At 69.9% G+C, this 23,579-nt stretch carries 23 protein-coding genes and 1 pseudogene; 14 read left to right on the forward strand and 10 right to left on the reverse strand.

From position 1 onward, the window contains the following. Positions 1-17 precede the first annotated feature (17 nt). The 4 genes from ACFWP7_RS10800 to ACFWP7_RS10815 all read left to right on the forward strand — a co-directional run bounded on the left by ACFWP7_RS10800 (position 18) and on the right by ACFWP7_RS10815 (position 3,933). The gene (locus tag ACFWP7_RS10800) at positions 18-1,097 is read left to right on the forward strand and encodes an MSMEG_0565 family glycosyltransferase (RefSeq protein ID WP_384379312.1); all 1,080 of its coding nucleotides are present in this window, start codon (positions 18-20) and stop codon (positions 1,095-1,097) included. Between the two features lie 85 nt (positions 1,098-1,182). Then, positions 1,183-2,268, forward strand: a complete 1,086-nt coding sequence (locus tag ACFWP7_RS10805; RefSeq protein WP_384379315.1) for an S-(hydroxymethyl)mycothiol dehydrogenase — start codon at positions 1,183-1,185, stop codon at positions 2,266-2,268. Beyond that, positions 2,268-2,897, forward strand: a complete 630-nt coding sequence (locus ACFWP7_RS10810; protein WP_384379318.1) for an MBL fold metallo-hydrolase — start codon at positions 2,268-2,270, stop codon at positions 2,895-2,897. The genes ACFWP7_RS10805 and ACFWP7_RS10810 overlap by 1 nt, the downstream gene beginning before the upstream one ends. 109 nt (positions 2,898-3,006) lie before the next feature. Next, complete coding sequence (locus ACFWP7_RS10815) at positions 3,007-3,933, forward strand: SDR family oxidoreductase (protein WP_384379321.1); 927 nt, start codon at positions 3,007-3,009, stop codon at positions 3,931-3,933. Positions 3,934-3,935: 2 nt separating this feature from the next. Here ACFWP7_RS10815 and ACFWP7_RS10820 read toward each other — a convergent pair whose 3' ends face one another. Both ACFWP7_RS10820 and ACFWP7_RS10825 read right to left on the reverse strand, forming a co-directional pair. Beyond that, positions 3,936-4,475 carry a hypothetical protein gene (locus ACFWP7_RS10820; protein WP_384379324.1) on the reverse strand — a complete coding sequence of 180 codons (540 nt, stop codon included), beginning with the start codon at positions 4,473-4,475 and terminating at the stop codon, positions 3,936-3,938. 259 nt (positions 4,476-4,734) lie between these two features. After that, positions 4,735-6,158 (reverse strand): annotated as a pseudogene (locus ACFWP7_RS10825) (pyridoxal phosphate-dependent decarboxylase family protein). A gap of 231 nt (positions 6,159-6,389) precedes the next feature. On the opposite strand from ACFWP7_RS10825, the gene ACFWP7_RS10830 reads away from it, so the two are divergent. Next, positions 6,390-7,085: a L,D-transpeptidase family protein gene (locus tag ACFWP7_RS10830; RefSeq protein ID WP_384379327.1), complete on the forward strand. Its 696-nt coding sequence runs from the start codon at positions 6,390-6,392 to the stop codon at positions 7,083-7,085. 103 nt (positions 7,086-7,188) lie between these two features. Here ACFWP7_RS10830 and ACFWP7_RS10835 read toward each other — a convergent pair whose 3' ends face one another. Further along, a complete protein-coding gene (locus tag ACFWP7_RS10835) occupies positions 7,189-8,388 on the reverse strand; it encodes a Gfo/Idh/MocA family protein (RefSeq protein ID WP_384379330.1) in 1,200 nt (399 codons plus the stop codon). Positions 8,389-8,605: 217 nt separating this feature from the next. On the opposite strand from ACFWP7_RS10835, the gene ACFWP7_RS10840 reads away from it, so the two are divergent. Further along, positions 8,606-9,766: an ROK family protein gene (locus tag ACFWP7_RS10840; protein ID WP_384379333.1), complete on the forward strand. Its 1,161-nt coding sequence runs from the start codon at positions 8,606-8,608 to the stop codon at positions 9,764-9,766. Positions 9,767-9,837: 71 nt separating this feature from the next. Continuing rightward, entirely contained in the window at positions 9,838-10,026 is a 189-nt protein-coding gene (locus ACFWP7_RS10845) for a hypothetical protein (RefSeq protein ID WP_384379336.1), read from the forward strand. Between the two features lie 152 nt (positions 10,027-10,178). On the opposite strand, the gene ACFWP7_RS10850 is transcribed toward ACFWP7_RS10845, so the two are convergent. Together ACFWP7_RS10850 and ACFWP7_RS10855 are read right to left on the reverse strand one after the other, a co-directional pair. Continuing rightward, positions 10,179-11,558, reverse strand: coding sequence for a S1 family peptidase (locus ACFWP7_RS10850; protein WP_384379339.1), 1,380 nt, complete (start codon positions 11,556-11,558; stop codon positions 10,179-10,181). A 130-nt stretch (positions 11,559-11,688) separates the two neighbouring features. Next, positions 11,689-13,035 carry an NAD(P)/FAD-dependent oxidoreductase gene (locus ACFWP7_RS10855; RefSeq protein ID WP_384379342.1) on the reverse strand — a complete coding sequence of 449 codons (1,347 nt, stop codon included), beginning with the start codon at positions 13,033-13,035 and terminating at the stop codon, positions 11,689-11,691. 259 nt (positions 13,036-13,294) lie between these two features. Between ACFWP7_RS10855 and ACFWP7_RS10860 the strand changes: the two genes are divergently transcribed. Then, complete coding sequence (locus ACFWP7_RS10860; RefSeq protein WP_384379345.1) at positions 13,295-13,933, forward strand: HAD family acid phosphatase; 639 nt, start codon at positions 13,295-13,297, stop codon at positions 13,931-13,933. 56 nt (positions 13,934-13,989) lie between these two features. Next, a complete protein-coding gene (locus ACFWP7_RS10865; protein ID WP_384379348.1) occupies positions 13,990-14,376 on the forward strand; it encodes a PPOX class F420-dependent oxidoreductase in 387 nt (128 codons plus the stop codon). Between the two features lie 68 nt (positions 14,377-14,444). On the opposite strand, the gene ACFWP7_RS10870 is transcribed toward ACFWP7_RS10865, so the two are convergent. Both ACFWP7_RS10870 and ACFWP7_RS10875 read right to left on the reverse strand, forming a co-directional pair. Continuing rightward, positions 14,445-14,831, reverse strand: a complete 387-nt coding sequence (locus ACFWP7_RS10870; RefSeq protein WP_384379351.1) for a Zn-ribbon domain-containing OB-fold protein — start codon at positions 14,829-14,831, stop codon at positions 14,445-14,447. A gap of 113 nt (positions 14,832-14,944) precedes the next feature. Continuing rightward, positions 14,945-15,613 carry a TetR family transcriptional regulator gene (locus ACFWP7_RS10875; RefSeq protein ID WP_384379457.1) on the reverse strand — a complete coding sequence of 223 codons (669 nt, stop codon included), beginning with the start codon at positions 15,611-15,613 and terminating at the stop codon, positions 14,945-14,947. Positions 15,614-16,028: 415 nt separating this feature from the next. Between ACFWP7_RS10875 and ACFWP7_RS10880 the strand changes: the two genes are divergently transcribed. Further along, the gene (locus tag ACFWP7_RS10880) at positions 16,029-16,946 is read left to right on the forward strand and encodes an LAETG motif-containing sortase-dependent surface protein (protein WP_384379354.1); all 918 of its coding nucleotides are present in this window, start codon (positions 16,029-16,031) and stop codon (positions 16,944-16,946) included. Between the two features lie 237 nt (positions 16,947-17,183). Further along, positions 17,184-17,906 (forward strand): transporter substrate-binding domain-containing protein, encoded by a 723-nt coding sequence (locus tag ACFWP7_RS10885; RefSeq protein ID WP_384379357.1) that lies wholly within the window; start codon positions 17,184-17,186, stop codon positions 17,904-17,906. Here ACFWP7_RS10885 and ACFWP7_RS10890 read toward each other — a convergent pair. Next, on the reverse strand, positions 17,901-18,278 hold the full coding sequence (locus ACFWP7_RS10890) for a luciferase family protein (protein ID WP_384379360.1): 378 nt from the start codon (positions 18,276-18,278) through the stop codon (positions 17,901-17,903). The two genes, ACFWP7_RS10885 and ACFWP7_RS10890, sit on opposite strands and share 6 nt — an antisense overlap. 146 nt (positions 18,279-18,424) lie before the next feature. Further along, positions 18,425-19,105: a DUF6445 family protein gene (locus ACFWP7_RS10895; RefSeq protein ID WP_384379363.1), complete on the reverse strand. Its 681-nt coding sequence runs from the start codon at positions 19,103-19,105 to the stop codon at positions 18,425-18,427. Positions 19,106-19,296: 191 nt separating this feature from the next. On the opposite strand from ACFWP7_RS10895, the gene rpmF reads away from it, so the two are divergent. The 3 genes from rpmF to ACFWP7_RS10910 all read left to right on the forward strand — a co-directional run bounded on the left by rpmF (position 19,297) and on the right by ACFWP7_RS10910 (position 20,955). Continuing rightward, entirely contained in the window at positions 19,297-19,467 is a 171-nt protein-coding gene (gene rpmF / locus ACFWP7_RS10900; protein WP_365443787.1) for a 50S ribosomal protein L32, read from the forward strand. Position 19,468: 1 nt separating this feature from the next. Further along, positions 19,469-20,431 carry an ATP-binding protein gene (locus ACFWP7_RS10905; RefSeq protein WP_384379368.1) on the forward strand — a complete coding sequence of 321 codons (963 nt, stop codon included), beginning with the start codon at positions 19,469-19,471 and terminating at the stop codon, positions 20,429-20,431. A gap of 131 nt (positions 20,432-20,562) precedes the next feature. Continuing rightward, a complete protein-coding gene (locus tag ACFWP7_RS10910; RefSeq protein ID WP_384379371.1) occupies positions 20,563-20,955 on the forward strand; it encodes an SCO5389 family protein in 393 nt (130 codons plus the stop codon). Between the two features lie 55 nt (positions 20,956-21,010). On the opposite strand, the gene ACFWP7_RS10915 is transcribed toward ACFWP7_RS10910, so the two are convergent. Continuing rightward, a complete protein-coding gene (locus tag ACFWP7_RS10915; protein ID WP_384379459.1) occupies positions 21,011-23,425 on the reverse strand; it encodes a SpoIIE family protein phosphatase in 2,415 nt (804 codons plus the stop codon). Positions 23,426-23,579: the final 154 nt, after the last annotated feature.

The following is a 23,579-nucleotide window of genomic DNA, read 5'->3' on the forward strand; positions in this document are numbered from 1 at the left end:
TACTGGGAGGTGCCTTCATGAGGATCGCCCTGCTCAGTTACTCCACCAAGCCGCGCGGTGGCGTCGTGCACACCCTCGCGCTCGCCGAGGCGCTGGCAGCTGCCGGCGAGGACGTCACCGTCTGGACGCTCGGCCGCGGTGGCGACTCCGGCTTCTTCCGGCCGGTGGACCGGGCCGTGCGTCTGCGCGTCGTGCCGTTCCCCGACGGGCCGCCGGACGAGACGGTCGGCGCACGCATCCTGCGCTCCATCGCCACCCTCCGCGACGCCTTCGACCCGACCGCGTACGACATCGTCCACGCCCAGGACTGCATCAGCGCCAACGCGGCGGGCCGCTGCGTCCGCACCGTCCACCACCTCGACCACTTCACCACCCCCGAGCTCGCCGCCTGCCACGAACGGGCCATCGCCGAGCCGTACGCGCACATCTGCGTCTCACGGTCGGTCGCCGACGAACTGGCCGACGGGTGGGGCCTGAAGCCCGCGGTCATCCCCAACGGCGTGGCGTACGAGCGCTTCGCGACCACGGACCCGGCGGCGCGCGCGGCCTGGCGCTCCCGGCTCGGCCCCTACATCCTCACCGTCGGCGGCATCGAGCCGCGGAAGGGATCGCTCGACCTACTGGAGGCGTACGCGTCGCTGCGTACCGGACACCCCGGCGTACGGCTGGTGATCGCGGGCGGTGAGACCCTCTTCGACTACCGGGACTACCGCGCCCGCTGGGAAGCCCGGGCGGCGGAGCTGGGCGTGCAGCCCATGGTCCTTGGAGCCGTCGCCGACGACGAACTGCCCGCACTCGTCGCCGCCGCCGACGCTTTCGCCTTCCCGTCCCTGAAGGAGGGCTTCGGGCTGGCCGCGATGGAGGCGCTCGCGGCCGGGGTCCCGTTGGTAGTCCGGGATCTACCGGTGCTGCGTGAGGTGTTCGGACCGGCCGCCCGGTTCGGGGACTCACCGCGATCCCTTGCCGCCGAACTCGGCCGGGCCCTCGACTCGTCCGATCCGGCCCGCGCGGAGGCCGGCCAGGAGCTGGCCGCCCGCCACACCTGGACCGAGGCGGCCGCGCATCACCTGGCCTTCTACCAGTCGGTCACGCCGTAGGGTCGGTCGGAGAGCCTGTGCCTGATCGCCGGTCGGATCGGACGCGGGCTCCGAGGCTACGTCGACCTACGGAAGGCTGATCAACATGGCGCAGGAAGTACGGGGCGTGATCGCACCCGGCAAGAACGAGCCGGTGCGTGTCGAGACCATCGTCGTGCCGGATCCGGGGCCGGGAGAAGCCGTCGTTCAGATCCAGGCCTGCGGGGTCTGTCACACCGACCTGCACTACAAACAGGGCGGCATCAGCGATGACTTCCCGTTCCTGCTCGGCCACGAGGCGTCGGGCGTGGTCGAGTCGGTCGGCGAGGGCGTCACGGACGTTGCTCCCGGTGACTTCGTCATCCTCAACTGGCGTGCGGTGTGCGGGAATTGCCGGGCCTGTCTGCGCGGGAGGCCCTGGTACTGCTTCAACACGCACAATGCGAAGCAGAAGATGACACTCACCGACGGTACCGAGCTGTCACCGGCCCTGGGCATCGGCGCCTTCGCCGAGAAGACCCTGGTCGCCGCCGGACAGTGCACCAAGGTCGACCCGGCCGTGTCACCGGCAGTGGCCGGACTCCTCGGCTGCGGCGTCATGGCGGGCATCGGCGCCGCGATCAACACCGGGAACGTCGGCCGGGGCGACTCCGTCGCCGTCATCGGCTGCGGAGGGGTCGGCAACGCGGCGATCGCCGGGGCCCAGCTTGCCGGTGCGGCGAAGATCATCGCGGTCGACATCGACGACCGGAAGCTGACGACCGCGTCGAAGCTGGGCGCCACGCACACCGTCAACTCCGCGCAGAGCGACCCGGTCGAGGCGATCCGCGAGCTCACCGGCGGTTTCGGCGCCGACGTCGTCATCGAGGCGGTGGGCCGCCCGGAGACGTACAAGCAGGCGTTCTACGCCCGTGACCTCGCGGGCACGGTCGTGCTGGTCGGCGTACCGACGCCGGAAATGAAGCTGGAACTGCCGCTGCTCGACGTCTTCGGGCGCGGCGGAGCCCTCAAGTCGTCCTGGTACGGCGACTGTCTGCCCTCCCGCGACTTCCCGTTGCTGATCGACCTGCATCTGCAAGGGCGGCTGGACCTGGGCGCCTTCGTGACCGAGACGATCGCCCTGGACGCGGTGGAGCCCGCCTTCGAGCGGATGCACCACGGCGACGTGCTGCGTTCGGTGGTGGTGCTGTGATGACCACGCGTATCGAACACCTCGTCACCTCCGGCACGTTCTCGCTCGACGGCGGCACCTGGGACGTCGACAACAACGTGTGGATCGTCGGGAACGACCACGAGGCGATCGTCATCGACGCCGCCCACGACGCCGACGCCATCGCCGAGGCGGTGGGCGACCGGCGCCTGCTGGCCATCGTGTGCACCCACGCCCACAACGATCACATCGACGCCGCTCCCGCCCTCGCGGAGCGCACCGGCGCCACGATCTGGCTCCACCCCGACGACCTGCCGCTGTGGAAGCAGACCCACCCCGACCGCCTCCCCGACGCCTGGCTCCAGGACGGCCAGGTGATCGAGGCGGCCGGCGCCGACCTGACCGTGCTGCACACCCCGGGACACGCCCCCGGCGCGGTTTGCCTGTACGACCCGGGCCTGGGCACCGTCTTCACCGGCGACACGCTCTTTCAGGGCGGCCCGGGAGCCACCGGCCGCTCGTACTCCCACTTCCCGACGATCGTCGACTCGATCCGCGACCGGCTGCTCACGCTCCCGGCCGACACGACTGTTCGTACGGGACACGGCGACTCCACGACCATCGGCGCCGAGGCCCCCCACCTGGAGGAGTGGATCGCGCGCGGTCACTGACCTCGACGCGCCGGAGAAAGACGACAGGAGATGTCCGGCTTCCGCGGGACCCTCGTAGGGACGCATGCGTGAAGGCATCGCGTGAGCGCTACGAGCACGGAGGTCGGACATGTCGGGGCCGCTGCAGAACACGCTGGAAGGCAAGGTCGCCCTCGTCGCCGGGGCGACGCGGGGCGCGGGGCGCGGGATCGCCGTGGAGCTCGGCGCGGCCGGCGCCACCGTCTACGTGACCGGTCGCAGCACGCGCGCGAAGCGATCGGAGTACGACCGCCCCGAGACCGTCGAGGACACGGCGGAGCTGGTCACGGCGGCGGGCGGCCGCGGCATCGCGGTACCCACCGACCATCTGGTGCCCTCCGAGGTCGAGGCCCTGGTCGCCCGCATCGCGGACGAGCAGGACCGCCTGGATGTCCTGGTCAACGACGTCTGGGGTGGCGAGACGCTCTTCGAGTGGGAGTCGACGGTCTGGGAACACGACCTCGACAAGGGCCTCAGGCTGTTGCGCCTCGCCGTCGAGACGCACGCGATCACCAGCCACCACGCGCTTCCCCTGCTGCTCCGCAACCCCGGCGGACTGGTCGTCGAGATGACCGACGGCACCGCCGAGTACAACCGGAACACCTACCGGGTCTCCTTCTTCTACGACCTCGCCAAGTCGTCCGTCCTGCGTATGGCGTTCGCGCTGGGCCACGAGCTGGGCCCGCGGGGAGCCACCGCGGTCGCACTCACTCCCGGCTGGCTCCGCTCGGAGATGATGCTCGAGACCTTCGGCGTGACCGAGGAGAACTGGCGCGACGCCCTGGAGCGCGTCCCGCACTTCGGCATCTCCGAGACACCCTTCTACGTCGGCCGTGCCGTCGCCGCGCTGGCCGCCGACCCTGACGTCGCCCGCTGGAACGGCGACTCGCTCTCCAGCGGACAGCTCGCTCAGGTGTACGGCTTCACCGACCGTGACGGCAGCCGCCCGGACGCCTGGCGCTACATGGTCGAGGTCCAGGACGTGGGCAAGGCGGCGGACGCGACGGGGTACCGCTGAGGTCACCCGCGTGCAGGGGGCGGCGGGATCTCCCAGTGCGCCGAGTGGCCGGGCGGGAGCGCCAGATCCCTGCGGACCGCCGCGTAGTACTCCTCGCGCCCGGCGCGCTGGCGGTCCAGCAGGACCTGCCATGCCCCCGGATCGTGGACGCGCTCGCTCAGGAACCGTTCCATGTCGATGACGGAGAGGACCCAGACCCGCGCCTTGTCCACCACCTCCTGCGTGCCCAGCAGCAGCAGTGTCTCGCCTGCCGGGTCCCGGCCGACGGTGGCCTCGGCCAGCAGGGGAGCGGCGTCCTCGGGGGACAAGGGGTGCGGGTGAGGGTCGTTCCCGAGGTGGGAGGCGATGCGGTACGTCAGGGTGACGGCCCTCTTGAGGGACGTCGCGTAGTCCGAGTACACCGCGAGCCGCCGTTCCTCCCAGCGAGCCGCCCGTTCGCGACGGAACCGGACCTGTTCGCCCCGCATGACGGCCAGATACGAGCCGAGAGCACCGACGACCACGCCGATCAGCGCCGGGAGTTGTTGTATGAACGCGGACATGAGCGCACGGTATCTGTCGCCCTGACGATCACGGCACCGCCGTCCGTCCCAACGGACGTGGACCTGGCCTAGGCGGAGAAGACGGCGGCGGCGATCCGGGAGCAGGGCGCGCGGGCCGAGGCGTTCCTGTGCGGCGTGGGGGAGCGGACGTCGGTCGAGGCGGCTGTCGCGTACGCCGTGGACACCTTCTGTGCGTGGACGGGGGCCTGTCGGCGGTCAACACCCGTTTCCGCCAGGCGTTCCGGCAGCGGGGCGACGCTCAGGACCGTCCGACACCGCTGTGGCGCTTCAGGGCGTCGAACACCCGGCCCGTATCGGCCTCGGACGTACGCCAGTTGCTGAACGCAGCCCGCAGTGCGTGAGACCCGCCGTAGAACGTCGGCGTGACGAAGGCTTCGCCCGAGGCGGCGATCGTCCGGGCGAACTCATGCACCCGCTCCTTGCCCACGCCCGCGCCTGCGCCCTCGTCCGCGTCCTCGGCGAGGGTGAAGCACACGACGTTGAGCCGGACCGGCGCGAGGAGTCTCAACCGCGGTTCCTGCTCGATGCGTTCGCCCAGGTGCCGGGCGAGTGCGACGTTCCGCTCGACGATCTCGCGATGCCCCTCACGTCCGTACGCCGTGAGCGCGAACCATGACGGCAGGGCGCGCAGCCGACGGGAGTTCTCCGGTGTGAGGTGGAGGAAGTCGGGGTCGCCGGTGGCAGGCCGAGGTAGGGCGAGGCGTTGTGGAAGACCCGCACCTGGAGGTCCCGTCGGCGGGTGAACTGGACGGCCGCGTCGTAGGGGACGTTGAGCCACTTGTGCAGGTCGACACAGACGGAGTCTGCCGCGTCGAGGCCTTCGACGAGATGGGCGTACGAGGGTGAGAGCGCGGCGAAGCCGCCGAACGCGGCATCCACGTGCAGCCAGAAGTCGTACCGCTCCTTGAGCGCGGCGATGGCCCGCAGATCGTCGAAGTCGACGGTGTTCACGGTCCCGGCGTTCGCCACGACGATCGCCGGGCGTCCGCCGAGCGCGTCGAGGGCGGCGGCGAGCTGCTCCACGTCGATCGCCTCGCGGTTCCCGGACAGCACGGGAACCGAGCGCAGCCGGTCCCGCCCGATGCCGAGCACGGACAGCGCCTTGGTGATGCTGGAGTGAGGAGTGCCGGACAGCACGTCGACCGGACCGAGCGCACCGACGCCCTCCCGCGACACGGACACCCCCTGGCGCTCGCCGAGCCACTCCCGCGCGATGGCCAGACCGACCGTGCTGGAGACGGTCGCCCCGGTCACGAAGGCACCGCTGTGCTCCTCGTCCAGCCCGAACAGCTCGCGCAGCCAGCCCAGCGTCTCGCGCTCCAGGGCGCTCGCGGACGAGTCACCGCCCCCGGACGCGTTCTGGTCGTATGCGCTGGTCAGCCAGTCCCCGGTGAGCGCGGCCGGTGTCGCGCCGCCCGTGACGAAGCCGAGATAGCGCGGGCCGGCGGAGCCGGAGAAGCCCGGGGCCCAGCGCTCGGCGAAGCGGGCCAGCGCGCCTTCGGCACCGATCCCCACGGCCGGTAGGGGCTCGCGGTCGGGCGCCTTGCCGAGGTGTGCCACCGGACGGTCGGCCAGCCCGCTCACCTCCCTCGCGGCGAAGTCACGGGCGGACTGGAGGAGTTCGGGGAGCCGGTCGAGGTCGTCGGCGAGTGTGCGGTGCATGGCGGCAGGGTAGGCGGACGGCACGCGAGAATCCCGGTCCAATTGAGGGAAACTGGTCCGTGCCCGGCACGGCTCACGCGGGCGGTGGATCTGCGCAGGGGGTGCTCGGCGCCGCGTAATGTCACCGTTTCGTCGCAGCCTGACCAGCCCCTACAACGCATACCCCCCGACGCGGGTCTAGCAGTCGGACATCGCGAAGGATGCGAAGAGAACGCAAGGGAAAGGTCCGTCATGGGGGACATACGCAGACGCGGAGCCATCGCGCTCGGCATCACCGGACTGGTCGCGCCGCTGACACTCGTGCTGGGCGCGGCGCCCGCGCAGGCCGCGAGCTGTACGACAAGCGTCGGCCCGTACCAGAAGCAGGTGGAGAAGTTCCTCGGCCGCCCGGTCGACGGACGGCAGTCCACCGCCGACTGCAAGGCGATCCAGGCCTTCCAGAACAAGCACGGCATCACCCCGAACATCGGGTACGCGGGATCCGTCACCTGGGGCGTGATGGACCTGATGAACAAGCAGAAGGCCGTCGGCAACAAGCCCAACAAGGACGGCAAGTGCCCGGTCAACAAGGGCCGCATCGCCTGCGTCAACCTCACGCTTCAGCTCAGCTGGATCCAGGACGGCAACAAGCTCGTCTACGGGCCGGTCCCCGTCCGCACGGGCCGTAACAACTACGAGACCCGCACCGGGCTGAAGAAGATCTACTGGCGGGACATCGACCACGTCTCGAACATCTACGACGTGCCCATGCCCTACAGCCAGTTCTTCGACGGCGGCCAGGCCTTCCACTCGGTCGGCCTGAGCATGTGGAACCCGCCCGGCTCGCACGGCTGCGTCAACATGACGACGACCACCGCCAAGAAGTACTGGTCGCTGCTGAAGAACGGCGACGACGTCTACGTGTACGGCCGCAAGCCGGGCACCTGACGGCACCCGGCCCGCACGGGCCGAAGGTCACACCGGTCGAAGGTCATCCCGGCCCGAGACCGGCTGGAGACTGGCTGGAGATCGGCCGGAGGCCGGCCGGAGCTTACGCCGGGGCGTCCCCGAAGTCCGGGATCTCCAGCCTGACCCCACCCTGCCGCGCGGACTCGTGCGCGACGATGCCCGGCAGGGTGTAGCGGGCGGCCACCCACGCGTTCACCGACGGCAGGCTCCGGGTGTTCACCGCGGTCACGAAGTCGTCCGCCAGGAAGTGGTGGCTGCCCTCGTGTCCGTTGTGGAGGTGGTCGAACTCCCGGGGCAGCCGCGTCCGGTCGTGCACCGGCGCCGACCCGGAGGTGAAGGCGGCCCGCAGCGCGGGCGCGATGTGCTGGAGCGAGGGATCGTCGGGCGCCAACGTCGCCTTGGGCTCCAGGAGTTCGCTGATGTCCCGCACGCCCTTCTTGTCCTGCCACAGGGCCACCGTCGCGAGCTGCTCCATGCTCGCGTCCGTGCCGAAGAACCGGAAACGCGACTCCCTGATGTGCGAGGGATAGCCAACCCGCCGGAACTCGTTCGTGCGGAACGCGCCGCCGCCCGCGACCTCGAACAGGGCGGTCGCGTTGGAGAAGTCGTTCCCGAACTGGCTGATCTCCTCGTCGAACACACCGTCGCCGCGTTGGTCGCGCACCCCGATCGCGGACACGCTCACCGCGTGCGTCTGCCAGGCCCCGAGCACCCCGCCCACCGAGTGTGTCGGGTACAGGAGCGGGGGATAGCTGGCGGTCGCCTTCCAGTTCTCGCCGCCGCTGTACTGGTACGCCTCGTAGAACCCGAGATCCATGTCGTGGACGTAGTCGCCCTCGGCGTAGAAGATCCGGCCGAAGGCGCCGTCGGCGATCTGGTTGCGGGCGTGCACCGTCGCCGGGTTGTACTGGCTGGTCTCGCCCATCATGTACGTCAGTCCGGTCGCCCGCACCGCGTCGATGATCGCCGCGATCTCGTCCGTGGTGATCGCCATGGGCACCGCCGAGTACACGTGCTTCCCGGCGTTCAGCCCCTGGAGCACCAGCGGCCCGTGGGTCCAGCGCTGGGTGAAGATCGCGACGGCGTCCACCGCCTTCGACTCCAGCATCGCCTCGTACGAGGGGAAGGTGCCCGACAGCCGTTCGGTGGCGGCGAGTTGCTCCGCCCGCTCGGGCAGGAGATCGGTCACGTACACATCGGCCACGCCCGGATGGGCGAGGAACAGCTTGGCGAACTGGCCCGAGAACTGCCCGGCTCCGACAATGCCGAGAGAGAACGTCATGCGGGTGACACCCTTCGCTGTGGTCGCCTGCTTGCGTGTGGGGCCGGGGCCGGCCCGCCGAGTAGGCAGGCCGCGACTCACCCCGGCTACTTACTTTTGACTCGGAAGAATCCTGGCGTCAAGAGTCCTGCAGATGTCTTTTCCCGACCTCGATGAGCGGCATATGGTGACCTCGTTACTTCCAAGGAGAAAGAAAAACTTGAGGAGTCGGACGTCAATGACCACACCTGTCGGCGGTTGGCCGCCGCTGAGTCCGGGTGAACGGGCGGTGGCGATCGAGGTACTCGTCCACGGTCCCCTGTCCCGCAGTGAGATCGCGCGCCGGCTGCACCTCTCGGCGGGCAGCCTCACCCGGCTGACCAAACCGCTGATCGAGTCAGGCCTGCTGATCGAGTCGGCAGAGGACTCCGTACCCCCCGAAGTGCGGCAGGGTCGTCCCTCCCAACCTCTGGCCGTCGTCGCCGAGTCCCGCTACTTCGCCGGATTCAAAATCACCGGGGACATGGTCTACGGCGTGGTCACCACCCTCAGGAGCGACATCGTCGCCCGGCAGGACCGTCCACTCACCACGCATGAACCGGGTCAGGTCGCCGACCTGCTGCGGGAGATGACGCAGGAGTTCGCCCGCGCCTTTCCCCGCCTCGCCGGAATCGGCATCGGTGTGGGCGGCCGTGCGGAGAAGCGCGCCGTCGTCGCCGAGTCCGCCTTCCTCGGCTGGAGCGACGTGCCGCTGGCCCAACTCGTCGAGGAGCGAACCGGCTTGCCGGTCGTCGTCGAGAACGACGTGGCCGCCCTGATCGAGGCGGAGGCCTGGTTCGGCGCCGGGCGCGGCCTCGACCGCTTCGTCGTTCTCACCATCGGCGCCGGGATCGGCTACGGCCTTGTCCTCGGCGGCAGGCGGGTCGCCTCCGCCGAGGACGGCAGGGGCATGGGCCGCCACTGGCCGGTGAACCCCCAGGGCCCGCTCACCCCCGACGGCGACCGGGGCAGCGCCGTCTCGCTGCTCACCATCCCCAGCATCCGCTACCAACTCCGTGCCGCCACCGGCCGCGACATGAGCTACGAGGAGATCCTCGCCGGCGCCGCAGCCGGTGACCCCATGGCTTCCCGGGTCGTCGACGAGGCGGCCCGCGCCCTGGGGACCCTGGTCGCGCAGATCGCCAACTTCGCGATGCCGCAGAAGATCCTCCTCGCCGGGGAGGGCGTCGGACTCGTCGCCGTGGCGGGTTCACTGGTCGAGGAGACCGTCCTCGCCGGCCGCCATCCGCAGGCCGATCCCGTCCGCCTGGAGACGAAGGTGTCCGACTTCCACGACTGGGCGCGTGGAGCCGCGGTACTGGCGATCCAGGTGCTGGTCCTGGGGTCGACGGAGGCGTGAGTGATGAGCTTCACGGTCCGGAATGTCGCTCGACGTACCTTTACTCACATCGCCTTCACGCCAAGGTCCGTATGCTTCACAACATGTCCACCACTCCTGAACCCGCCTCCGAGCGGTCCGCCACCGAGGTCAATGAGGAGATCCGAGCCCTCTGGTTCCGTACCGGCGGGACGCTGAGCATGGCCGAGCGGCGGGAGTACCAGCGGCTCGTCCTGGAGTGGTCGGAAGCCGCCCCGCACTCACCCACCCGGGCCGCGTGACGAGCCGGGCATCAGCCCCCGCACTGCGAACCATCCGCTGTCCTGTGTGAGCCGGGCATCAGCCCCCGCACTACGAACCACCCGCCGTCCCATGTGAGCCGGGCATCAACCTCCACCCCGCGAACCACCCGCCGGCCCATGTGAGCCGGGTCTCACCCCCAACTCTGTGAGTACTGTCGCCGATAGCGACTGCGGTCCTGCTCCGTGCGGATGTAGCGGGTCGCCACCAGCGCGACGATACTTCCCGCGATGACCAGGAGCCCCGGGCCTATGTTCCTGGGATCCGTGAGGCGTGTGATGAGTGTCTCGGCGGCAGCCGCGCCGACCGACTCGACGGAACCCGGCGCGGCGGAGCCCGGCGCGACAGCAGCGCCCTGCGGGGCCGCTGCGGACGGCGGGGTGGACGCCTGGGCCGTGGGACTGCCGGAGGCCCCCGACTGGCCCGTCAGCGTCACACCGAGTTCCGTCAGCGCCGCGGTGACCGGCTGGAAGAACGTCGTACCGCCCGCGGTACAGTCACCGTTGCCGCCCGAGGTCACGCCGAGCGCGATGCCCTCGGAGAACAACGGGCCGCCGCTGTCGCCCGGTTCGGCGCACACGGTGGTCTCGATGAGCCCCGAGACGGTGCCCTCCGGGTAGTTCACCGTCGCGTTCAACGCCGTGACCTGACCATCGCGCAGTCCGCTGGTGCTGCCGCTGCGGAAGACCCGCTGACCGACGGTCGGATCGGCGACGCCCGTGATCCGTACGCCCTTTCCGCCGCCGATGGACACGATGTTGTCCCCTTGCGGGGCCTGCCCGTTGGCGTACTGAACGAGTGAGTAGTCGTCGCCGGGAAAGGACGCGGTGATCGTCTGGCCGACCTGCTGTGTGCCCTGGTTGTCGGCGAACCACAGGGACCCGGCCGGCCCGCAGTGCCCGGCCGTGAGGATGAAGTCGCCCTGTCCGTTGGTCACGTTGAAGCCCGCCGAACAGCGGCCGCCGGTCGACAGAAGGGGATCGGCGCCGTTCAGCCGTGTGGTGAACGTGCCCCCGATCCGCTCCATGCGCACGGAGTCACCGATTCCCTCGGCCAGTGCCGTCATACTCGACCAGTCGGCAGCGGAGACCGTGCTGTCGGCCCGCACCACCACCTCGTTGTTCGCGTAATCGACGGCCCAGGCGGTTCCCGCCACCCGGGGCGCCGAACTCAGGTTCTGCGTCGCGGACTTGAGGTCCTGCATGCTGTGGTCCACGACCTTGGGGCGGGCACCCGCCTTCTTCACCTCGGCCGCCGCGTCCGTGTCGGTCACCGCGACGACCGGCTGCCCGTCGGAGGCGATCCAACTCCCCGCCGTACGGGAAGCGCCCAGGGTGGAGACCAGCTCGGCCCCCCTGTCCGCGGCGGCCTGCGCCGAACTCTCCGTGACACGCGACGTGTCGGACGGTTCGCTCGCCATCGCACGCGTCACCATCAGGCCCCCGAAGAGCAGTCCTCCGACGGCCGCGATCCGCGCCCCCCGTTGGACGATCCGTCGTCGTGCGTGCCTCATCCATGGGCTCCCGAAGCCGAACACCGACGGCGTTCACCGCCGCCGGGGGCTCCGGTCGAGAGCCCTCCCTTCATACGTGCGTCCACGTCCGGGCGTTCACGGGTTCACCCCGACCGTCAAGAACCGTGTGTCAGGCCCGAGTTCGGGCGGCCACCTCTTCCGGAGTCAGATACACATCGGTGTGCTCGAAGTCCCGCAGCGTTCCCTTGCGGTCCGCGAGGAAGCCGGTGCGGACGAAGTCGTCGCCCGCGACCGCGTTGAGGAGCCAGTTGGCGCCGGTACGGAAGCGGGCCGCGCCGGTGCGCAGCGCGTACAGGTGGTACCCGCGGGCCACCACCTGAGCGGGTACACCCTTGAGGCCGATACCGAGCGGCTTGGACACCGCGTCGTGACCGCCGAGGTCGACGACGAGACCGAGGTCCTTGTGCTTGTACGGCGTGGCGGGCAGCCCGCTGAGCAGCGCCTTGAGGACCTTCGCCGCGTGCCGGCCCTGCCGGGCCGCGTGCTGGGCGGTCGGTACGCAGTAGGAGCCGTCGCCCTTGGCCAGGTCGGGCACGGCGGCCGCGTCCCCCAGTGCGAACACCCCGTCCAGGCCGGGCACCCGGAAGTCGGCCTCGGTGACGATCCGCCCGCGTACGGTCTCAGCGCCCAGCGAGTCGACGAGCGGGCTCGCCGCGACACCGGCCGTCCACACCAGCGTCCGCGAGGGCAGTACCCGTCCGTCGGTGAGGGTGACCTTGTCCTCCGTGACGGAGGCGACGGAGGTTTCCAGGGAGATGTGCACCCCGCGCCCGCTGAGCAGGCGCAGCGCGCTCGCGCCCAGCTTGTCGCCGAGCTCCGGCAGCAGTTTGGGCGCGACATCGATCAGGTGCCACTTGATCAGGGCGGGGTCCAGACGCGGGTGGTACCGCTTGGCCGCCGCGGTCGTGAGCCGCTGCAGACAGGCCGCCGTCTCCGTACCCGCGTAGCCGCCGCCGACCACCACGAACTGCAGTCGCGCCGCCCGCTCGTCCTCGTCCGGTGTGGCGGCCGCCAGGTCCAGCTGGGCGATCACGTGGTCGCGCAGATACACGGCCTGGGCCAGCGTCTTCATCCCGCGCGCCTCGTCGAGGAGGCCGGGGATGTCGAAGGTGCGGGTCACGCTGCCCGGCGTGAGCAGCAGGTAGTCGTACGGCAGGTCGACGAGTTCGCCGGTGATCTTGTGTACGACGCACACCTTGGCCGCCGGGTCGATGCCGACCACCCCGCCCGGCACCAGCTCGGTGCGGCGCAGGATCCGGCGCAGCGAGGGTGCCACCGACTGCGGCGTGACGACACCGGCGGCGACGTGCGGCAGTAGTGGCAGGTAGAGCTGGTAGTCGTTCGGGCTGATCAGGGTGATCCGGGCGTCGCCTGGGGCGAGAGCACGCTCCAGCCCTCGCGCGGCCTCGACTCCGGCGAATCCGGCGCCGACGATCACTATGTTCGGTGCGTCCATCCGAGCAGCCTCTCTCCTTGTTCCGACAGACACCGCGGCCCGCCGACCGCGAGCCCAGGCTCACACGGCACGCGCGCGCGTGCCACCCCACAACGGAGGGCGGAGATCACGGCCGAGGGGTTCTCTGCCGGACGGTCGGGAGATTTTCTACCGAGGAGTAATTTCAAACTTGCCCCGCCGTACACAATGAGGCGTGATCATGTCAGGAGCGGCGACGGGGAAGGCTCGCTCGCCGCTTCTACGTGAAAAGGGGACAAGCATGACAGGACGCGTTATGGGGCGCCGGATCGGCGCAGTGTCGGTGGTCGTGGCACTGGGGATAGGAGGGACGGTCACCGCCGCGGGGACCGCCGCCGCGGTACCTGCCCAGACGGTGGCGAGCGTGACGGCGGCGCAGACCGACGTCGACTACGCCACGTGGCAGCAGGACGTCCAGGCCGTCATCGACCAGGCCACGCCCTATGTCGAGCAGCGCACCGCGCACGCCGACGGGCAGAAGCTCGCCCTCGTCTTCGACATCGACAACACCACGCTGGAGACGGACTTCCACCCCTGGTACGAGCTGCCCACCCCGGCGGTCCAGGCCTCGCTGGAACTCGCCGAGTACGCGAAGTCGCGCGGAGCCGCCATCTTCTTCATCAGCGCCCGCCCGGGCATCATCTACAGCCTGACGAAGTCGAACCTGACGTCCGTGGCCTACCCGGTCGACGGCCTTTACGTCCGCGACCTGCCCGACCTGTTCGCCGAGGTCAGCGCGTACAAGACCGGCAAGCGCGCGGAGATCGAGTCCCTGGGCTACACGATCATCGCCAACGTCGGCAACAACGACACGGACCTCGTCGGCGGGCACGCCGAGCGCACCTTCAAGCTGCCCGACTACGACGGCCAGTTGTCCTGAGGCCGGCTGCTTGCCGAACCGGGCTGTTTCCGGGTCCCGCTGCTTAGACTTCCGTCATGGACGAGGCCTCGCTGGACACGCTCGGTTCGGGCAAGTACGTGCTCATCACCAGTTACCGCAAGAACGGCACGGGAGTTGCGACGCCGGTGTGGGTGGTGCGGGACGGCCGGACGCTCGGCGTCTGGACGCCCGCGGACAGCTGGAAGGTGAAGCGGATCCGTAACAGGGCCGACATCCTGGTGGGCCCCTGCGACGTGCGCGGCAGGCCGACCGGTGACCAGGTCCCTGCGACGGCCGAGATCCTCGACACGGCCGAAACCGCCCACTACCGCCGACTGCTCACCCGCAAGTACGGCATCCTCGGCCGCATCACCCTCCTGGGCAGTCGGCTGCGGCGCGGCGAGAGCGGGACGGTCGGGATCCGCATCACCCCGGCCACCTGACCCACGCACGAGGCCCCGGCGTACCCGGATTCCGGGAGCGCCGGGGCCGGCAGGCGGCCCGCCCGTCGTCAACTCCAGCCGCGATAGGGGCCGTCGATGATCTGGAACACCGGCTGTCGGCGTATCGCGTCCTGGGCGGTGGCGAGTTGGACGCGGTCTCCTCTGTGAACGGTGGCGGGTGGGCCCATCACCCTGCCCTGGACGGTGAATCCCTCCGCCAGCTCGATGAGGGAGACGTTGCGCGCCGCCGGGGTGTTGCGGTGGACCACGTTGGAGTGGCGCACGACGCCCGTCCCCGTGCTCGCCTCCGATCGCAGGTCACTGCCCGCGCAGACCGGGCACAGGAGCCGTTGGTACATCGCGGTGCCGCACCAGTGGCAGCGCTGGAAGAGGAGCGCGTGCTGGGCCGGAGTCCCGTGCGGCGGCGCGTCGACGCCCGCGGCGATGAGGTACACGATGTCGTCTCCCTGCGCTCGGCCGAAACCTGAGGTGCTCGGGTCCGCCCCGGCACGAGCTACAGAATATGACACTGAGTGCCACCCGTAAAGACACTCGGTACCCTCGTGGGTCAGTTCTGCCCGAGCGTGGACTCGATCTCCTGGACGACGCGCCACATAGGCGCCCCCCGCCGGGAGACGACGACCACCACGTCCTCCTGCTCCTCGGTGGCCGCGTCGTCCGCCGGCTCGCCGAAGGTGGCGCGTACGTATCCGAGTGCGTGATCCACCCCCGAGCTCGCGTCACCCCGCCCGTCCGCACGCAGCCAGGAGCGCAGGGCGTTGTTGTGCGCGGCGGCCACGGCGGCGGCTGCGACGTCGGCACGCAGAGCGCCGTCCCGCCGGTCGGCGAAGCGCCGGTGGAGATACTCGGCCATGGCCCGTTCGTAGCGCCAGACGACCGACAGCTCGTACGCGCGCAGGCCGGGGACCTTCTTGGTGAGGCGGTACCGCTGAACGGAGAACGTCGGATTCTCGGCGTACATGCGCAGCACGAGCCGAACGGCGTCACACACCCGCTGCACCGGGTCGTCCTCGTCGGTCCCGGCGCTCAGGAAGGCCGTCATGTCGGCCAGGCACCGCTCGTGGTCGGGGAAGACCACGTCTTCCTTGGAGGGGAAATAGCGGAAGAACGACCGTCGGCCGACTCCGGCGAGCGCCACGATGTCGTCCACCGTGGTCTGCTCGTAGCCGCGCTCAAGGAAGAGCTGGAACGCGGCCGCGACCAGGGCGTCCCGCATGGGCGGCTTCGCGGTCGTCGACTCCGCGGTTTCTGCAGGCAGGGGTCCGTCGTTCATGAACGGGAAAGTAGCATCGAAGCGGCAAGATGGCACTCAGTGCGCTACGGAAGGGAACTCAGTACCGTGAATGCACGCGACGCTCTCTCCTTCCGGTCCTGACGCTCCCTGGTCCGTTCGCCGATCTTCCGGACGCCAAAATTCCTCATGTGCCCAGAATGTGACGACCTGTGAAGTCCTCGTACATTCAGCGAGGTTGACAGCCTCCATGCGCTGATCGACTATGTGGTTGACCTGTGGCCCATGTGACCAGTGCGCCCAGTGTTTCTTCGACCACTCACCCCCGGTGCGGCCCCAGGCTGCTTCGCGCTGCCGTGTTGCTGTCGACCGGGTCCTGCAACATCAAGATGGGATCTGCATGTCCATAGCGAGACGTGTCACCCTCCGCTGCCTGCTGGGGACGGGCGCGGTGGCGCTCGCCCTCTCGGCGTCGACGACCGGCGCCTGGGCCACCGGCACCCCCGGTGGCGACGGCTGGGACAAGACCGGCAGCGACTACAAGCCCGGCAAGGGTGCGGGTACGAAGACCGAGACCGACCGTTGCCAGTTCTCCCTGGACGGGACGAACTTCTACGACTCGGTCCGCGTCGACGACCAGACCCTCAAGCCCACCGACGACGGCAAGGTCCACATCAAGGTCCGTACCGCCGGTGACGCCACCACCTGCACCGCCGCGCTCGCCTCGTATCTCGCCCACGGTGCCACCTTCAACACCTCCGGCGAACAGGTCTTCCACGACTTCGACACGGTCACGGTCAAGCCGGGCGGCACTGACTCCCTCGACATCTCGGTGCCCGACGTCGGCTGCTTCGCGCAGGTCGACCTCTACCGTGGCGCCGTCAAGTTCGACGGCCGTTTCGACGCGAACGACGGCTTCGAGCACGGTGACCTGCCCAAGGGTCCGGACCGCGCGGTCATCAAGGACAAGCTGATCGCGGCGTGGAACGGCGGCACGAAGGACTGCACGGCGCAGCCGCCGAGCACCCCGCAGACGCCCCCGGCTTCGACACCTGCCGCCTCCTCGCCGCCGGCCTCGACGCCGACCGAGCCGACACCCGCCGAGTCGACCACTTCGGCGACCCCGTCGGAGTCGGAGTCGACCACGCCTGCCGCTCCGTCGCCCAACGGTGGCGGGACCACCGCGCCCGGCGACCTCGCGGAGACCGGCGGCGGCAACACCCTGCCGATCGCCGCCGGCGCCGCGGCCCTCCTCGCGGCCGGTGCAGCGATCACCGTCGTCACCCGCCGCCGACGCGCCACGGGCACCCGCGCCTGACGTACGGCGTCCCCCGGGCCCGACGGCTCCGAAAGGCCTTGGCACTCATGCTGTACGTGAGTGCCAAGGCCTTTGCCGTGTTCTGTACGTGAGTGCCGGGGCCGTTCGCGTGCTCAGGCCTCCTCGGCCGTCGACCGAGCGGGGATCCCCGGACGTTGGACCACTCGTCGCCGAGCGTCCCGGCCTCGCCGGGCGGGCCCGTGACGGTGGCCGGGAAGCGTGTCCTAAACTCAGCTCATGACGATCCTGATCGACGCCCTCGCCCAGGACCTGGCTCCCCAGCGCGTGCTGCGGGCGTCGATCAACCTGGGCAATCCGGTCCTCGCCCAGGGCACCCCGACCGCGCCGACCGGCGTGAGCGTCGACATCGCGCGTGAGGTCGGTGCCCGGCTTGACCTGCCGGTGGAGCTCGTCTGCTTCGACGCGGCACGCAAGTCGTTCGACGCGCTGCGGACGGGCCGGGCCGACCTGTGCTTCCTGGCCATCGAACCCGTACGGGAGGCCGAGGTCGCCTTCACCGCGCCGTACGTCGTGATCGACGGCGTGTACGCCGTGCCCCGGCACTCCGGCCTCACCACGGTCGCCGACGTCGACCGCGCGGGCGTACGCATCGGTGTACAGCGCGGGTCCGCCTACGACCTCTACCTCTCCCGCACGCTGGAGCACGCGAGCGTGGTGCGCGGTGAGGACGGTATCGACGCCTTCCGCGCCCAGGGCATCGAGGTCGCCGCCGGGATTCGTCAGCCGTTGACCGAGTACGTCGCGGCGCATCCCGAACTCCGGCTGATCGAGGGCCGGTTCATGCAGATCCGGCAGGCGGTGGGCACGACACCGACCCGACGGCCCGAGACCGTCCAGTTCCTGCGCGATCTCGTCGAGGAGCTGAAGGCCGACGGATTCATCGCCGACGCGCTGCGCCGCGCGCACCAGTCGGACGCTCTGCTCGCCCCGCCCCTATAGAGGCAGCGCCATGCCGCGGTGCTCGGTGCACCCCGGCGACGGCGCTTCACCCGGAGCCGGCCACGACTGGTGGGCGTACAGAGCGAAGCTCACCAGGGTCAGAAGGAGATCGATGTCCGAGTCGACTTCCAGACGTATCGTCACCCAGCGTGAACCGGGCACGATATGGACTGCGGGCACGTCCTTCAGGTAGCCCTCGAAACGGAGGATGGCCCGGGAGGTGAGATGCAGGTCGACGTCCTGTTCCGAATGGAAGTGGACGATCTCGGCCTGTTCCGAGCGCAGCGCCCGTCCTGTGCCGCAGCTCGGCAGGGCCTCAGCCAGGTCCGGCCAATTCGCCAGTCGCGTCATGGCGCGCAGGGCCAACGTCATGACTACATCATGACCCGCTCACCGGTTGGCCACCAGGATGTCGGAGACCCGTAACTGGTACATACCGCCCGAACATCCGGAACTCGTCGCGAAATTGGGGCGAGTCGAATCCGCGGAGCGCTACGTGCCGCAGCGGCATGGTGTGTTCATGCCATCCAGAAGAAGACCGCCGTCATTCTCTTGTCCTCGATGGTGGAGCCGCAGTAGCCGCTGGCGCTGTGGATCAGGTTGGCGTTGTAGGCGAGCAGCCGGTTGTACCGGTGGGGTACGCGGATGTCCTCGACGAAGGAGTCCGGCGGGACGAAACGTGTACCGAGTGCGTCGATCAGGTTGTTGTGCGGCGCGGCCACCATGTTGCCGCCCAGCCTTCCGCCGGGCAGGCTCTGCCGGTAGAAGCTGGTGCCGCAGTCCTTGGGGGCGGCAGGGTTGAGATAGAGCACCGCGGCGTAGCGGCACAGCGAGCGGGAATCGGTGTGCGGGCGCGAATCCCCCTCACCCTGGCCCACCACCTGGATGCAGTTGTGATTGAGGGTGCCTCCGGAGGGTGTGCTCTGCAGCCACAGCTCACGCGCCCCGGTGGCCTTCTTCACCAGCCGTTCCACGCGCGACAGTTCGGCCGGTTCGAGCCCGGGCATCGCGCGAAGGCCGGGCCAGCTCTCCGAGGTGTACGGATGGCCCTTGACCCAGTCGTCCTTGGCGAGGCATCGGGCTCGGACGGCATCCGCGTCGGGCAGTACGTCGTCGAACACCCAGTAGTCCCGGTCGCGGGTGGGCTTCCGGTAGGGGAGGACCGGGAGAGTTGGCGTTCTCTGAGGTTGTGGGGGCATGCGGGAGACCATATAGACGGGAACGTCAGTGATCTCCTGCGATTTGGTCAACCTTCCGTCAACTCGGTCCGCCCGCGAAGGAGTCGGGGAGAGGCGTCTCGCGGTGCCATGTCCTGCGGTGTCGGCTTGGTAATGGGATCCATGTTCATATAGCGTGAGCTTCGCCATCCCACCCCTCACAGGAGACCGATATGGCCGTTCCCAAGCGGAAGATGTCCCGCAGCAACACCCGCCACCGCCGCGCGCAGTGGAAGGCCGCCCCGGTGCAGCTCGTCCCTGTCACCGTCGACGGTTCCTCGTACCTCGTACCGCAACGGCTCGCCAAGGCGTACGAGCGCGGGCTGCTGCGCCCGGAGGGCTGACGTGCGCGCTGCCTTCGTCGGGAAGGGCGGCAGCGGCAAGACCACGCTGTCGGCCCTCTTCGCCCGTCACCTCGCGCACTCCGGAGCGCCCCTGGTCGCCATCGACGGCGACATCAACCAGCACCTGGCCCAGGCCCTGGGCCTCGGCGACGACCGATCTTTCACCGCGCCGCCCCTCAGCGCACGGCTGGGCGAGATCAAGGACTTCCTGCGCGGCGGCAACCCGCGCATCACCTCACACGAGGCCATGATCAAGACCACCCCGCCGGGCCGTGGATCGCGCCTGCTGAGGCTCCTCGGCGACGACGCCGTGCACTCCCACCATGTCCAGGATGTGGAGGGCGTGCCCTTGATGGTCACGGGTGAGTTCGACGAGAGCGATCTCGGCGTGGCCTGCTACCACTCCAAGCTCGGAGCGGTGGAGCTGTACCTCAACCATCTGGTCGACGGACCCGGTGAGTACGTCGTCGTCGACATGACCGCGGGCGCGGACGCCTTCGCCTCCGGCCTCTTCACCCGGTTCGACATGACCTTCCTGGTCGCCGAGCCCACCCGCAAGGGCATCTCGGTGTACCGCCAATACCGCGACCACGCCGAGGAGTTCGGGATCCCGGTGGCGGTGGTCGGCAACAAGGTCACCGGCGAGGACGACGTACTGTTCCTCAAGGAGCACGTCGGCGACGACCTCCTGACGTACTTTCAGTACTCCTCCTGGGTGCGATCCCGTGAACAGGGCCGCCCGCAGGGCGATGTGGAGCCGCACAACCTCCACGCCCTGAGCCAGTTGCGGACCGCACTGGACGCCCGGACCAAGGACTGGTCGGCCTTCCAGGAGCACGCCGTCGCCTTCCACCTCCGCAACGCCGCGGCCTGGGCCGACCGGGCCACCGGCAGCGACCTCTCCGCACAGATCGACCCGGGCTTCCGGCACGGCCCGACGGCCCTGGCGTCGAACCCCGCCTGAACGGGGCGAAGAAGCGCCACCACAGGCCATGGGGCGCGGCGGCACACGGCCCACGAAACCGCCGTACACCGCCCGCCGACGCACCATCACCGCACACCACCCGAACCAGTCGACGACAGGACTGCCTCTTCATGTCACTCGACGTCTCCCCGAAGCTGCTCGCCGAAGCCGAACGCGGTCAGGTCCGCGAAGGGGACTTCGTGGAAACCGTCCGTACGTCACTGCCGTACGCCTACGATCTCATCGCCGGCCTGGTCGGTGAACTACGGGACGGGGCACGGGAGTTCGCCGACAACCACACACCGCCGCCCTCGGAGAGGGAACGCGGGCAGCTGCTGCGGGCGCTGGCCAGTGACGCGATCCGCTCCAGCCTGGAGAGGCACTTCGGCGTCACCCTCGCCTTCATGAACTGCCACCGTGTCGCCGTCTTCCGCCCCGAGGCGCAGGGCGGCGAGACCCACACCCGGTTCACCTCGCTGCGCTCGCAGATCCTCAACCAGTCACCGGAGTTCCGCGACTGCTGAGTCGGCAGGTGCGGGTGGTGGCCGCTCGGCGGAAAGCGGCCACCACCCGAGTACGTCAGACCGCCGGTTCCGTGAGGGACTGTTCCGCCCAGATGATCTTTCCCTCGGCGGTGTAGCGGGTACCCCAGCGCTGGGTGAACTGGGAGATCAGGAACAGACCGCGGCCCCCCTCGTCGGTCGTCTTGGGATGGCGCAGGTGCGGGGCCGTCGCGCCGCCGTCGAAGACCTCGCAGATCAGCGCCTGGTCGGTGATCAGCCGCAGCCGGATCGGGCCCGATGCATGCCGGATGGCGTTGGTGACGAGTTCGCTCACCACCAGTTCCGTGGTGAAGGCCAGCTCGTCCAGACCCCAGGTGTGCAGCTGCTGCGAGGTCGACTTTCGGGCCGTCGCGACGATCGCCGGATCGATGGGCAGGTCCCAGGTCGCGACCCGCCCGGCCCCCAGCCGACGGGTCCGGGCCATCAGCAGCGCCACGTCGTCGTACGGACGCGTCGGCACGAGATCGTCGACGATGCGTCGGCACAGTCCGTCCAGCGGCTGACCATGTGCCTCCAGCGCACGGCGCAGCCGCTCCCTGCCCGCCTCCGGATCACGCCCCGTACGCAGTGTGGAGATCAGACCGTCGGTGTGCAGCGCCAGCACACTTCCCTCGGCGAGGTTCAGCTCGACCGATTCGAAGGGCAGACCTCCCACCCCCAGGGCGGGGCCGTGGGGGAGGTCCGCGAAGGTGACGGTTCCGTCGGGGGTGACGATCGCGGGAGCGGGGTGGCCCGCGCCCGCCATCGAGCACTGGCCGCTGACCGGGTCGTACACCACGTACAGACAGCTGGCGCCGACCGCCTGCATGCCGCTCGTACGGTCGTCGGCGCCGGTGCCCTCCTCCCGGGCGGCGCGGCTGACCAGATCGTCGAGGTGGGCCAGTACCTCCTCCGGCGTCAGGTCCAGATCGGCGAGGGTCTGTACGGCGGCCCGCAGCCGTCCCATGGCCGCCGCGCCGTCGATACCGTGGCCGGCCACCTCGCCCACCACCAGGGCCACCCGCGCACCCGACAGCGGAATCACGTCGTACCAATCCCCGGCGAGACCGGTCAGTTCGTCCGCGGGCCGGTAGCAGGCCGCGACCTCCACCGCGTCCTGGTCGGGGAAGCGATGGGGGAGCAGATTGCGCTGCAGGACGAGGGCCGCGTCGCGCTCGCGGGTGTAGCGGCGGGCGTTGTCGACGCACAGGGCCGCCCGGCCGACGAACTCCTCGGCCAGGCTGAGATCGTCCGCGTCGAAGGGGTCCTGGCGGCTGCGCCGGAAGAACGTGGTGATGCCCAGAGTGACGCCGCGGGCGCGGATGGGCACGATCATCACGCTGTGCAGCCCGAGATCGAGGAAGGAGGCGGCGTGGCTCCCGGGGGTGGCCGTGGTCCACTCCCTGCCCAGCGGATCCAGCCGCTCCTCGCGCCAGGACTCGCCGTCCGTCAGACACCTGATCGGGGGAGACCCCGCCCGGTAGGAGGCCACTTCGCCGATCTCGACGGCGGTTTCCGGGAGCCCGCCCTGCACCGACCGATGCCCGGCGCGCCGCAGCGGCACCGTGTCCGCGTCGCGCCGTGGACCGGGCGCCGGCTCCCCGCCCCTGAGTACGGATTCCAGCAGGTCCACGGCGACGAAGTCGGCCAGCCCCGGCACGGCGACATCGGCCAGTTCCTGCGCGGTCTGCATGACGTCCAGGCTGCGCCCGATGTGCTCGCCGGCCCGGTCGAGCAGCGCGAGCCGCCGCCGGGCGCGGTAGCTCTCGCCGATATCGACGACGGTGTAGTAGACACCTATCGGGTGACCGTCGTCGTCCTCCAAACGGATGAACGACATGGCGTGGGAGGTCTCGCGGTGTGGCGCGGAGCTCACGCGGCCCACGTGCTCGTACGCGACCACCGGCTCGCCCGTCTCAAGCACCCGGCGCATCTGCGCCTCGATCCGCTCGGTGTCCAGGCCCGGCTGCACATCGGCGAGCCTGCGGCCGAGGCGTTTTTGGGCCGGGCCTCCGCCGAACTGCTCCAGTGCGGGGTTCGACCAGACGTACCGCAGCTCCGTGTCCACGATCGCTATGCCCACCGGGGAACGCGAGGTGATCCGCTCCAGCACCGAGCGGCTCATGTGCCAGCCGGCGCCGTCGGCCAGGTCCGCGAGCAGCACCACCCAGCGTGCCGCGCCTTCGCTCGGCCGTAGGGGGACAACCCGAACCATCAACTTCAACGGGTGCCCGTCCCGGTGTCGTGCGGACAGCAGGCCCGCCCAGCCGCCGTCACTGCGGCACCGCTCGGCCAGTTCCGGGAGCCGCGCCGCGTCCTCGGGGATCAGCAGGTCGGCGGCAGGCCGTCCCCGCGCCTCCCGGGCCGCGTACCCCAGCAGCCGTTCGGCGTCCGCGGTCCAGCTGGTCACCGCCATACGGGCGTCGAGCAGCAGGGGCACGGCGTCCGCCATGTCGAGGCGCTGCTGGGCCGACACGTCCCGTTCCTTGCTCGAAACCACCGCGACCCTCTCCGCTCTCCGAAGGTGGTCTTACCCCCTCGCGCTCATTCTTCACGTTGTACGACTGTCGCGCGGGCTTGGACTTGCCGCACGGCGGGACGCACGG

Origin of the sequence: Streptomyces sp. NPDC058470 (assembly GCF_042721055.1) — a bacterium.
GTDB lineage: Bacteria > Actinomycetota > Actinomycetes > Streptomycetales > Streptomycetaceae > Streptomyces.

Bases quoted from the DNA above. Each gene is read 5' to 3' on its own strand.
- ACFWP7_RS10800 (WP_384379312.1), top strand. From the start codon at position 18: ATGAGGATCGCCCTGCTCAGTTACTCCACCAAGCCGCGCGGTGGCGTC.
- ACFWP7_RS10805 (WP_384379315.1), top strand. From the start codon at position 1,183: ATGGCGCAGGAAGTACGGGGCGTGATCGCACCCGGCAAGAACGAGCCG.
- ACFWP7_RS10810 (WP_384379318.1), top strand. From the start codon at position 2,268: ATGACCACGCGTATCGAACACCTCGTCACCTCCGGCACGTTCTCGCTC.
- ACFWP7_RS10815 (WP_384379321.1), top strand. From the start codon at position 3,007: ATGTCGGGGCCGCTGCAGAACACGCTGGAAGGCAAGGTCGCCCTCGTC.
- ACFWP7_RS10820 (WP_384379324.1), bottom strand. From the start codon at position 4,475: ATGTCCGCGTTCATACAACAACTCCCGGCGCTGATCGGCGTGGTCGTC.
- ACFWP7_RS10830 (WP_384379327.1), top strand. From the start codon at position 6,390: ATGGGGGACATACGCAGACGCGGAGCCATCGCGCTCGGCATCACCGGA.
- ACFWP7_RS10835 (WP_384379330.1), bottom strand. From the start codon at position 8,388: ATGACGTTCTCTCTCGGCATTGTCGGAGCCGGGCAGTTCTCGGGCCAG.
- ACFWP7_RS10840 (WP_384379333.1), top strand. From the start codon at position 8,606: ATGACCACACCTGTCGGCGGTTGGCCGCCGCTGAGTCCGGGTGAACGG.
- ACFWP7_RS10845 (WP_384379336.1), top strand. From the start codon at position 9,838: ATGCTTCACAACATGTCCACCACTCCTGAACCCGCCTCCGAGCGGTCC.
- ACFWP7_RS10850 (WP_384379339.1), bottom strand. From the start codon at position 11,558: ATGAGGCACGCACGACGACGGATCGTCCAACGGGGGGCGCGGATCGCG.
- ACFWP7_RS10855 (WP_384379342.1), bottom strand. From the start codon at position 13,035: ATGGACGCACCGAACATAGTGATCGTCGGCGCCGGATTCGCCGGAGTC.
- ACFWP7_RS10860 (WP_384379345.1), top strand. From the start codon at position 13,295: ATGACAGGACGCGTTATGGGGCGCCGGATCGGCGCAGTGTCGGTGGTC.
- ACFWP7_RS10865 (WP_384379348.1), top strand. From the start codon at position 13,990: ATGGACGAGGCCTCGCTGGACACGCTCGGTTCGGGCAAGTACGTGCTC.
- ACFWP7_RS10875 (WP_384379457.1), bottom strand. From the start codon at position 15,613: ATGCGGGACGCCCTGGTCGCGGCCGCGTTCCAGCTCTTCCTTGAGCGC.
- ACFWP7_RS10880 (WP_384379354.1), top strand. From the start codon at position 16,029: ATGTCCATAGCGAGACGTGTCACCCTCCGCTGCCTGCTGGGGACGGGC.
- ACFWP7_RS10885 (WP_384379357.1), top strand. From the start codon at position 17,184: ATGACGATCCTGATCGACGCCCTCGCCCAGGACCTGGCTCCCCAGCGC.
- ACFWP7_RS10890 (WP_384379360.1), bottom strand. From the start codon at position 18,278: ATGACGTTGGCCCTGCGCGCCATGACGCGACTGGCGAATTGGCCGGAC.
- ACFWP7_RS10895 (WP_384379363.1), bottom strand. From the start codon at position 19,105: ATGCCCCCACAACCTCAGAGAACGCCAACTCTCCCGGTCCTCCCCTAC.
- rpmF (WP_365443787.1), top strand. From the start codon at position 19,297: ATGGCCGTTCCCAAGCGGAAGATGTCCCGCAGCAACACCCGCCACCGC.
- ACFWP7_RS10910 (WP_384379371.1), top strand. From the start codon at position 20,563: ATGTCACTCGACGTCTCCCCGAAGCTGCTCGCCGAAGCCGAACGCGGT.
- ACFWP7_RS10915 (WP_384379459.1), bottom strand. From the start codon at position 23,425: ATGGCGGACGCCGTGCCCCTGCTGCTCGACGCCCGTATGGCGGTGACC.